Annotated in this window: 7 protein-coding genes and 1 tRNA gene; 6 read left to right on the top strand and 2 right to left on the bottom strand. The window is 44.4% G+C overall.

Annotation, left to right across the window (positions count from 1 at the left end):
* From EJ419_RS04105 to EJ419_RS04085, 5 genes are all read left to right on the top strand, one after another.
* Entirely contained in the window at nucleotides 1–1722 is a 1722-nt protein-coding gene (locus EJ419_RS04105; RefSeq protein WP_131283874.1) for an MFS transporter, read from the top strand.
* 84 nt (nucleotides 1723–1806) lie between these two features.
* The gene (locus tag EJ419_RS04100) at nucleotides 1807–5031 is read left to right on the top strand and encodes a glycoside hydrolase family 3 C-terminal domain-containing protein (protein WP_131283872.1); all 3225 of its coding nucleotides are present in this window, start codon (nucleotides 1807–1809) and stop codon (nucleotides 5029–5031) included.
* 1 nt (nucleotide 5032) lies between these two features.
* A complete protein-coding gene (locus EJ419_RS04095) occupies nucleotides 5033–5482 on the top strand; it encodes a hypothetical protein (RefSeq protein ID WP_131283870.1) in 450 nt (149 codons plus the stop codon).
* Between the two features lie 347 nt (nucleotides 5483–5829).
* The gene (locus EJ419_RS04090) at nucleotides 5830–7110 is read left to right on the top strand and encodes an MFS transporter (protein WP_131283868.1); all 1281 of its coding nucleotides are present in this window, start codon (nucleotides 5830–5832) and stop codon (nucleotides 7108–7110) included.
* A gap of 512 nt (nucleotides 7111–7622) precedes the next feature.
* Nucleotides 7623–8864: a zinc ribbon domain-containing protein gene (locus EJ419_RS04085; RefSeq protein ID WP_131283866.1), complete on the top strand. Its 1242-nt coding sequence runs from the start codon at nucleotides 7623–7625 to the stop codon at nucleotides 8862–8864.
* Between the two features lie 257 nt (nucleotides 8865–9121).
* Here EJ419_RS04085 and EJ419_RS04080 read toward each other — a convergent pair.
* Nucleotides 9122–9194, bottom strand: a tRNA-Ala gene (locus tag EJ419_RS04080).
* Between the two features lie 166 nt (nucleotides 9195–9360).
* Entirely contained in the window at nucleotides 9361–10059 is a 699-nt protein-coding gene (locus tag EJ419_RS04075; RefSeq protein ID WP_131283864.1) for a VTT domain-containing protein, read from the bottom strand.
* A gap of 411 nt (nucleotides 10060–10470) precedes the next feature.
* Here EJ419_RS04075 and rsmI point away from each other — a divergent pair, with 411 nt between their 5' ends.
* Entirely contained in the window at nucleotides 10471–11355 is an 885-nt protein-coding gene (rsmI, locus tag EJ419_RS04070; protein WP_240680341.1) for a 16S rRNA (cytidine(1402)-2'-O)-methyltransferase, read from the top strand.
* Nucleotides 11356–11523: the final 168 nt, after the last annotated feature.

Raw genomic sequence — 11523 nt, 5'->3', positions numbered from 1 at the left:
ATGGCAGTGTCGTCGAACACGGTTGCAAAGAGTACAGCTCGGCGCGGTTTCTTCGAGTCGAGTATCGCGCGGACGCGAATTACATCGGCAAATGTCCGCTTGCCAGAAATGGCATTAGGATACTTGGTTGGTCCATTTATGGCGCTGATTTCTAATGCAGTTTTTGCGGCTTACTTAAACCGTTATTACTCAGACGTACTTGGCTGGACGAATGCAGCTCGATTTGGCGCTTTTTCAACGTTATTGCCTATTGTTTCTGTGGTTTTTGTGATTATTGGCAATCTTTTTGTAGGACGACTTATTGACAATACGCGTACCTCACAGGGGAAAGCACGTCCTTATTTACTTATCTCTGCACCATTCGTTGTCGTAGCTATCGCGCTACTCTTCCTTACGCCTCAAGGAACTCCTGCTGCGGTACAGATGATATGGATTGCATTGTCATATAACTTGTACTATGCCGTTGCATATCCAATGTTCTACACTGCGCATAGTTCGATGGTTGCTCTATCAACGCGCAATAGCAATCAGCGTGGGCTGTTAGCAACATTTTCTAATGCTTCAGCAGTAGCTTCGGTGGGTATCGGTGCAAGTATTGTAATCCCAATTCTTCTACAAAGCTACCTCTTTGTTGACGGTGGTGCGGGGCGTATCGATGCTACGGCGAGCTATGCTCACTGGCGCGTGATGATGATTGCTTTGTGCATCCTGACAGCAATTGGCATCTTGTGCGAGTATTACTTCACACGTGAACGAATTACTGAAGAAAATATGAAGCTGAATATTGTCGAGGAAAAACTCTCGATGAAGCAGCAAGCAAAAGTGTGCATGGGCAATATGTATTGGTGGATTATTATCCTCTACTTCTTGCTTTTCCAATTGTCAGGAATGATTAAGAACGGTTCGATGAGTTACTACACTCGTTGGATGCTGGACGGAGTTACTACAGAGGCGTCAGCAGGGGCAGCCATGTCCACTTTGGGCCTTATCGGAGGTATCCCAACTGCTATCGGTATGCTTGTAGCATGGCCAATCGCAAATAAGCTTGGAAAACGTAATGCCATCGTTATCGGTATGATTATCGCCGTATTGGGCGGATGCGTCAGTTTATTAGACGTTCATAGTCTTGTCATGGTGTGCTTAGGTGTCGTACTCAAAGGTATCGGGTCTATTCCAGCAATGTATGTCACTTTGGCATTATTGTCAGATGTTCTTGACCATTTGGAAGCACGCAACGGCTTTAGATCTGATGGTTTCACCATGTCTGTGTACAGCGCAATTATGGTTGGTATGACCGGTCTTGGTAACGGCTTGATTAATGCATTCCTGACCGTAGCCGGCTATGATCCTTTTGCTGCTACTCAAAATGGAGCAGTTCAGACTGTGCTCACTGTTTGTTATCTCGGTTCAGAGCTTATTGCTTATGCAATTATTGCTGTTTTAATGCTCTTTCTCAACGTTGAAAAGCATGTTGATGACGATCATGCAACAATTATCGAGCACCAGAAGGCTGCGGTTTTGGCAGCGGGTGGTGAATGGATAGAACCTGCAGAGCGTTTACGTTTGGAGCAGGAAGAAGCAGATCGTCTTGCAGAAATTGCTCGGCAAGACGAACTGCGTGCACGCTGTGTCAAGAAAGGGCTGAATTACGAAGAGGAAGAAGCCCGGTACCAGGCAAAGTTACAAGCCCGACAAGAAAAGAAATCTCGCTGGTTTAAGTGAGAAGCTTCAGCGAGAAGAAATAAAAGAAAGATGTTATGGGTAGCAACGGCTGCTACCCATACGAAAGATAAAGGAGAAAACCTCATGAAAAGGGGAACAAAAGTTCGTGCGTTTAGAGGCGTTACGACAGCATGTGCGGCAGTGCTTGCATTGTCAGTGACGGCGACAAGTGCAGTTGCTGGTTTCCGCACAGATATTAATAGGTTTTTGGGAACACATAGTACGGAATGGACTTCCGATCCAAATGCCGATCCTTCAAAAACATATACCTATAAGTCGGATTATACGAACACCAAAGATCTTGTTCTTGCAGCACGCGATTTAGGTGAGCGCGTGAGTGAAGAAGGATCAGTACTTCTTAAAAATAATGGGGCTCTTCCTTTGACCCCGGCAGAAACAGGCAAAATTAGTTTGCTCGGTTTCTCAAGCTATAACCCAGTACAGGGTGGCGATATGGGCTCATCTGTTTCCATAAACAAGGGCACGGATGCAGACACTGTCGATATGGTTCAAGCCTTTAAAGAAAAAGGCTTTACCATTAATCCTACATTGGAGAAGATGTATGATTCAATGAAGGATCAGTTCACTACTGAAATTAATAATTGGGGAAATATTTCTACGGTAACTCGTATTACGGCTCCAATGATTGGGGCTCCTTTCACGAGCAAAGAGCCATCTCAGGAAGCACTAGATAAGCAAGATCCACAGTGGAAAGCAAGCCTAGCGGATAACAATGTCATGATTGTTACCATTGCTCGCTCTTCTGGTGAAAACCGTAACTATACTCCTGGAACCGCAGGAGTTGATCCTCAGCAGAAGCTTAATCAGAGCGATCCATTGGGATTGTCTGATGATGAGCGCAATTTGATTAATGCTGCAGTAACGGCTAAGCAAGAAAACGGCGGCAAGGTTATCGTTCTTGTTAACGCTGCAAATGCAATGCAACTTCAAGAAGTACAGGATAATGCTGGTGTCGATGCAATCATGCAAATCGGACTTCCTGGGGCATATGGTTTCTACGGCATCGCTGATTTACTGTCTGGCGCTGCTACTCCATCAGGTCATTTGTCTGATACTTGGGTATCTAATAACCAGAGTACGCCAGCAGCTGTCAATTATGGCGATTATCAATGGAAGAACGCTGATCCTCGGCATAATATCAACTCGGAATTGGTACAAGCAGAAGGTATTTATACCGGATATAAGTACTATGAGACTCGTTATATGGATGTGATAAACGGCGCAGGGAATGCATCGAGTACCAAAGGCAGCACTGATGGTAGTGGTTGGGATTATTACAAGGAAGTCACGTATCCGTTCGGATATGGAATGAGCTATACAACGTTTAGCCAGACATTGGATGATGTCTCCGTTAATCTCAACGAGAAGACAGTTACTGCACATGTAACTGTTACTAATACCGGCGCGTATGCTGGTAAAGATGTAGCACAGCTCTATGTCAGCACGCCATATACCGATTACGATAAGCGAAATAACGTAGAAAAGGCTGGCGTCCAGCTTCTTGATTATGCAAAGACCAAGGAGTTGCAGCCAGGCGAATCGCAAACACTAACTATTACTGCAGATGCGCAATATATGGCAAGCTGGGATTCTTCCGCCAAGAACGCGGCAGGTACTAAGGGTAACTACATCCTTGATGCAGGACAGTATACTTTTGCGCTCGGTAATGGAGCTCATGCTGCGGCAAATAATGTGCTCACTGCACGTGGTGAAGGAGCCTCTGATGGTGTTCGTGGAAATACATCCGAGACTGCACAGTGGTCTTTGGATGCATTGGATACTACGACTTTCGCTTCCACTAAGAATGGTACAAAGGTTGAAAATCAACTTGCTGATGCTGATTTAAATAAGTGGATGCCTGGTACCGTCACATACTTGTCTCGTTCCGATTGGGATAAGACATGGCCAAAGGTATATGAAGGTCTAACTGCAACGGATGACATGCTTAAAGCAGGTCTTACCAACGATACATATCAGATTAGCGCAAATTCTGAAGAGAAAGCGACTACATGGGGTGCTTCAGGTGATCTGACATTAGCTGACCTTAAGGGTGTTAAGAGTCCAGACGATAAGAAAATGACTGAGCTCATGAATCAGATGAAGCTATCAGAGGCAATGATCCGTACAGCTTTTGGTGGCACTTCGACGAAACCATTGGTTTCGATCAGCTCTCCTGAAGTTATCCAAAATGATGGACCTAACGGATTTGCATCATATCCTTTGGGACAATATGCTAACAAGGATAAGTCAAGTGGAGACCCATATGCCATTGATGCGAACGATAAGAATGCGAACTATTCCATGGGAATTCTTGCGAATGAATCTATCCTTGGACAGACATTTAGCAAGGAACTCGCTCAAGAATGGGGTAAGCTCTTAGGCAATTACTCTATTTGGGCAAATACCACTATCTTATGGGGATTGGGTACTAACCTCCATCGCAATGCATACAATGCCCGCAATCACGAATACTTCTCTGAAGACCCGATGCTCACAGCTCTCCAAGCAACAGCTGCAGTACAAGGCGGACAAGAATACGGTATTATCTTGGCTGCAAAGCATTATGCATTCAATGATACGGAAATTAATCGTATCGGTATCGCAGTATTTATGAATGAGCAGAAAGCTCGTGAAGGTGAGCTTCGCGCACACCAAAGCGAGGTAGAAGATGGTCATATCCTTGGTATGATGACTGGATACAACCGCATCGGTGTCACTGCTGCAAATGCTAATACTGGCTTGATGCTTAATATCCTGCGTAAGGAATGGGGATTCCAAGGATTGCTCTCGGAAGACTTCATCATGGATAACGAATACAAGAATCTTCGTGCAGCCGCATTCAACGGTATTACGATGACTACTTCTACAGGTGAAGATTCTATGCAAGCTGTCGAGAAGCAGTGGCCATATTGGAATGAGCGCGATGTCTCCCAAGATTCCCGCTTGAGTGCCGCATTGAAGCGTAATATGACATGGCAGTACTACGCATTCGCTAATTCCAACGCTATGGATGGATTGAATGATACATCCCGATTGCATAATGTGCGCACATGGTATGACAATGTGCTCACTGCTATGACTGTAGCAGCATCAGTACTGACTCTTGCAGGTGCAGTAATGTATATACTCAATCGTCGCAAGTATGCCATTGAAGGCCGTAGTCTTGACGAATCAGTCGCAGCTGGTTCGGCGAGCAATTCAGAGAATATGAATGCTGATGAAGCACAGTCTCAGACTGCTTCTGAAGTTGCGTCTGAGAACGCAGTAGAGACAGAAAAGGAGAACTAAGATGAAGTTCGTCAAGAATCAATCTTTCGGATTCTACTTGGGAATCCTTACGATTATCGCTGCGATAGTGGGGATGTACTTCTATTTCGTTAACAGTGCAACAGCTACATTCGGAAATATTCCGCTTAATGCTGTTACAGTATACGGAGGCGTGCTAGCCATTGTGCTTGAATTATTCGTCCTTATTGCGGGACAATTTAAGGCAAATAATGGATGGTTAGGAGTGCTTACCGATATCAGCTGTGTAGCTATAGCTGTGCTACTCGTGTGGGGTGCGACTGTGTTTTTTGCAGATCGTATTAATCTCTTCGCAGGAGTAATGACCTTCAACCGTAATGCGCAAACTCTCGCTGACATGTCGAGCGCGCTTATCGGAATTGCTGCTCTATTCGGATCTGGTGCACTCGCAATTGTGGCATCATTCTTCCGAGTGAGTAAAACGACAAGGTAGAAAATCAAGGGATGGCGTGCCTATGCGTTATGGAGTCGAAGTGGAGGCGAACTCACTAATACGTGAACTTCAAATCAATTAAGGTGCTGTGGCACGCATCTCTTACGGGCAGTATACGCACAATAGAATTATCACAACCGTTCTTGCGTGCATGATACAAAAAGCGGGCAGAGCCAATACTCTCTGCCCGTTCGCATGTCAGATACGAGGATTAAGCAGAACACTTTTGCAGAACATCTTTGCAGAACATCTTTCTGGCGGAAACAGCTTCGGCGCAAGAAAGCGTAAGGCGTAACGTTTAATGTATCGGCAGATTAGCTGAGTTACACAATATACAGGAGATATACATGACGACGCATCACGAGGACTACTCATATGCGAAAGCATTTACTCATTTGGGGTATAGTTCGGCATTAGGGTCTTTACTAGGGTCGGCAGCAATTGTCGGTTTATCTATGACAATTACAATGTGGCAAGATGGTCTGTCGTTATCCAATACGCATGTCGGAATACTCTCGGCAGCTTTGAACTTTGCTATTGCCATTGCATCAATGTGTTCAGGACAGCTTAGTGCGCGTTTAGGGATGTCACGAGTATTTACATGGATTAATGCTTTTACTGCATTGGGATTCCTTGTATGTGCTGTCGCGTCTAACTTTGCTGTACTTTTGTGCGGTGTTATTATAATTGGGCTGGGTACTGGTATTGATGTACCAATTTCTATCTCCATCTTGTCGCTCGAATCAACAGATACCGCGGCATCATCTCGCCTTGTTACAATCACTCAACTAGGCTGGCAGCTGGGTATGATCCTTACTGCTGTGGTTGCTTCCATGATTTCGGGTATCCGAGGAGCAGATGGTGCTCGAATAGTATTCGCGGTGATGGCTGTTATCGCGGTAATTACGTGGCTATGGCGGTGGAAATCGAAAGAATTTGCCATGCTTCATAAAAAAGCTGGGACGAATATCATACAGGTGGATACAGAAGATACAACCATGGGAAGTAAGGGCGATACTTCGCGCTCCGCTAGTGTGAGAAACAAGTCCCAACTTGCTATCATGTTTACATCACTTCTCATCTTTTATATTTTCTGGAATCTCGTCGCTAACACATGGGGACAGTTCCAAACTTTCATGCTTGTGCATGCGCAAGCTTCTCAGACGTTAGCAACGCAATTAGGAATCGTATTGTACATTATTATGTTTGGAGCTAATGCACTGGTTTCTGTGACAATTAATACGAGATGGCGCAACATTCTCTTCGTAGTGGGAGGACTTATCGCTTTTGCGTCTATGGTGACGATGGCTGTTCTTGGCGGATCGTTATGGGGAATTGTTTTAACTACATCATGCATGTATGTTGGTTTACCTCTTGCTGGTGAGGCTATATGCAAAGTATGGATTCAAGAAAGTTTTCCTGCGGGTATCCGCGCAACGGTTCAGGGATTTATCTTAGGATTCTCGCGATTCTTGTGCGGACTTTTCGCTTTTATAACTCCTGCACTTGTGATGCCTGAACGAATTGGCAGCACGCTGTGGGCATTCGTAGGTGTCGTAGCTGTCTTTGTAATTGCTGGTTGCGTGTTTATGATGGCGCAGCGATTGAGTAATTTGCGTAAGTTGTAAGTGCCTTCCGGGTTGACTGTTCGTAAAAGTATGATGCAATGAAATTACCTATTTAATGACGTATGCTTAGAAAGGTTATGGTTGGATCATGACGACTAAGTAATTACTTAAATTATGTTTGCATTCCAACTGATTACAGCATTGTGGGCTGTCGTTAGTCTGACGTTGACCGCGATAATTATGAAGAAAGATAAGCAAGAGTAAGTTCAAGCAAATATCTTTTTCTCGAAGATTTCCTCGTAATTTTGTATGTAATGCGCGCGTAGATTTTATATATGCGTGAGATAAACAAAATTGCGAGGAATATTTTTCTGTGATTTCCTTTTGAGGGATTAAAAAGTCTCAGGGGGGGGTATCAAGGAGTTAAGAAATCAATGTGGTTTCGAATGTTATAGTTTCTTTTTCAAAAGGACTCAACGTATGAGTGAACCCGCAGGATTCGAAGATTCTAGTGACGTGGAAGAAGCTATGATGGTTGGTTTTGATATCTAGCAAGAATGCGAGAAAGAGATATGACAGTAATATGTAATCAGTGCGGAACCCAATTCGAAGGCAAATTCTGCCCAAATTGCGGCACGAAAGCTCCAGAAACTCCAACGCTGCTAGCAACGCCAGCACAAGCTGATGAGGCAACAACTAAAACTACAGTACTTATGCAACCTCCTGTGTCAGTTTCTTCGGCAGAGGAACCATTCAAAACGCCTGTGATGAAGGAAAAGAAGCCATTTTACCGACAACTATGGTTCATTGTGATTGCAGCTGTGGCTGCTATAGCAATCGTCTTTGGTGTTGTGAATGCGATTTCTCAAGCAGGCAAAGGGCAGTTTGTATGGGCTGATACGGTCCTCGGTAAAAGGCTTCCAGAGCCTCCGAGCAAATACGGAGAGATTCACGATGATGGACCTGAACGTCTAAGCGTAGATGTTAAAGACATTTCTAAGAAACAGTATGCGCAATACGCTGAGGATGTAAGCGGCAGAGGATATACCGTCGATGTAGAATCCAGCGATTCTAGCTATAGTGGTTACGATAAAGAGGGTTACAAGGTTGATATGTATTATATGGAATCTGCCAAGGAACTCAACATTGTTCTTGAAAAGCCAATGGATATGTCTGACATCACGTGGCCAACGGGCCAGGCTGGAAATCAGGTTCCTGCTCCTAAGTCACTTTATGGGAGAATCGAATACGATAATGATGACAGCATATCAGTCTATATAGGTAAGACGCCTAAAGCTGATTACAACGAGTACGTTCAGGCAGTGATGAATGGCGGAATGAATGTAGATTATTCGAAGGATGTTAAGAGTTATAGAGCGAAAAATGCTGCTGGATGGGAAGCATCTATCGATTATGAAGGTAACAGCATCATGAGTATTCGTATCAGCAAGTCTAGTGATAGCTCATCGAGTTCTGAATCAAGTGATAGTTCCGAGTCCAGTGATAGTTCATCAAGTTCCGACTCTAGCGATAGTTCATCAAGTTCAAGTACCCCTGATACGAATGGCATACGACCAGAATTTAAGACGGCGATGGATAACTACGAAGACTTCATGAATAAGTACGTTGACTTCATGAAAACGTATAACGGATCGGACATGAATATGGTTGCGAAGTACTCGGAATTAATGCAGCAGTATGCGGAAACTCAAAAATCGTTTGATGCATGGGAAGGGAACATGAATGATGCGGAAACGCAGTATTATCTTCAGGTTCAGACTCGTATCAATGCGAAACTGCAAACTGTATCGTGATGTTTGTAATACTGAAAATCTAGAGTGAAGCTCTGTTAAAAATGTGTGCCCCTGCAACAAAAGGAATTTCGTAGCAGGGGCACACGTGTATGTGGCAACTGATTTTCCTGACAAGTAGGTTGTTTGTTGTGAGGAATGTGCAGGTTAGATTAGTTAGATTAGGGGTGAAAGGCGGCTTATAGGCTTATATGCGGTTAAGCCAAATATGTCCAACAAAAAAGAGGTTCGCCCGGTGGAATGAATGGACGAACCTCACGTGGAGCTAGGGGGAGTCGAACCCCCGACCTTTTCGATGCGAACGAAACGCGCTACCAACTGCGCTATAGCCCCTTTTAATTTATTCATGCTCAACTTCATATTTAAGCATGCTTGTCTATTATATATACACGTAAGCCGACAAAATGCCCAGCGTTTCTTGTAAGAATACGTTGGGCATTTTAATCACATCATTTTTAATGAGCATCAAATTATTCAGCTGTGCACTATTAATCGTGGTCTATTCAGCTGTGTTTTCTGTATTCGATTCATTTGGTTCGCTCGCCTTATTCTTCTTACGATTCATAAGACCACGAATACCCGCGATAATCGTAGGTGCTAGGGATACGAGCAAAATAGCAACAATCACGAGTTCGAAGTTCTTCTGTACGAATGGAATTCCACCGAAGAAGTATCCGAGCAAGGTAAACAACGAACTCCATACGAGGCCGCCGAAAACGCTATATGGGGTAAAACGCTTCCAGCTCATGCCTGAAAGTCCTGAGATAAATGGCATGAATGTACGAATGAATGGGAAGAAACGACCGAGGAATACAGCGAGAGGGCCCCACTTTTCAATCATATGCTCAGTTTTAGCGATACGTTCTGGAGTCATCGCCTTAACTTTTCCAGATTCGACGATTTTGCGTCCAAAGAAGTGTCCGATGAAGTAATTGCACTGATCGCCAATAATTGGAGCTGCCCATACAATTGGCAATAAAATAGCTAGCTTCATGCCGGAGCTTGGTTCAGCAGCAAAATATCCTGCGGCGAAAAGCAAAGAATCGCCCGGTAAGAATGGCATAAATACAACGCCAGTTTCCACAAAAATAATGAGGAAAATGAACGCATATGTAGGTGCTAGACCCATTGCGATCCAGCCTGCGATTGCAGCACGTGGATTTCGTAGAAGTTCAATAAAGAAATTAAGAATGCCCATGATTCTCCTGGGGTTTATGAAAACTAACAGTAAATATTCTCTAACTGACAGTGTACGTGACGATAGTCGCCTGTGGTAGCTCGCAAGATCAATATCAACACTTTCCCCATAAGTAGTACGAATGAGTTGGGTAGAAACATGGTGAGAGAGCACTTTGATATGGATAGACACTGGGCGGACACATGAACAGGTGCATGGACGGTAAAAGCAGGGCAGATAAACACATGTGCAAATAAACGGAGCAGTATAGTTCGGGTGCGTTATTCTAGAACTATGACAAACAGCACTAATGATGAGCGTGATTTCTTATCTCATATGAATTCTGATGATAGAGGAACAGATTCTGGCAATGCTGCTCATCAGGGGCAGAGCTTGAACGGCTTTCAGAAGTCTGATTATTCTGGCAAGGGGATGGTTGTTCTTGCAGCTACTCCTATCGGCAATACTTCTGATGCTTCAGTCCGACTTATGGGATTGCTGGAATCGAGCGACATCGTTGCCGCGGAAGATACGCGACGACTGTTTGATTTGGCTCGACGATTGGGAGTTCATGTCACCGGGCGAGTTGTGGCATATCATGACCATAATGAACGCAATAAAGCAGATTCACTTTTGGATGAGGCCGAGAGTGGCTCTACCGTCCTCGTCGTTTCGGATGCAGGTATGCCAACTATTAATGATCCGGGTTTAGCGATTGTTCGTCGCGCAATTGAACGCTCCATTCCCGTAACGTGTGCCCCGGGACCTTCTGCAGTGCTTGATGCATTAGCCTTGTCAGGATTGCCAACGGATCGATTTTGTTATGAGGGATTCGTTCCACGCAAACATTCTGAACGCATGAAGAAATTGCGTATGCTTGCTATGGAAATGCGCACAATAGTCTTCTATGAAGCTCCTCATCGTATTGAAGAGACGATGAATGATATGGAAGAAGTCTTTGGTGGAGAAAGACTGATGGCTCTTGCTCGTGAATTGACGAAAGACTTTGAGGAAGTTAGGCGTGGGACGATTCATGAAATCCGACAGACTGTCCTCAATGATCCACCACGAGGTGAAATAGTTCTTGTTATCGCGGGCGCTTCGGATGATGAGGCTATTCAAGCAATGGGATCGCGAGTTTTGACTGTGGATGATATGGCTGAAATGGCTATTACAACTGCGCGTGATGATGATTTGCGCATTAAGGAAGCAATCACTCGTGTGGTAGAAGACAACCCTTTGCCTGATGGTTCGTTTATGTCTCGTAAAGAGGTTTATGCGCGCGTGCTTGAAATGCGGGAAGAGAAGGCAAATTAAGCGAGCTGTGCGGTATACGTGCGAATACTTAGCTCGGCTATTTGTGGTCTTGTAGCGTGCAATGAGCAGTGGTTGCAGTTTATTCATAACTAATCATGGCGTTCGCGGTAATCCGCGATTTCTGTAATGATTTGCCACGCGAAAGAATTGTCATATGTTGTCAAGATT

The sequence above is a fragment of the Alloscardovia theropitheci genome, assembly GCF_004332295.1.
GTDB lineage: Bacteria > Actinomycetota > Actinomycetes > Actinomycetales > Bifidobacteriaceae > Alloscardovia > Alloscardovia theropitheci.
This window is presented reverse-complemented; position numbering and strand designations above follow the sequence as displayed.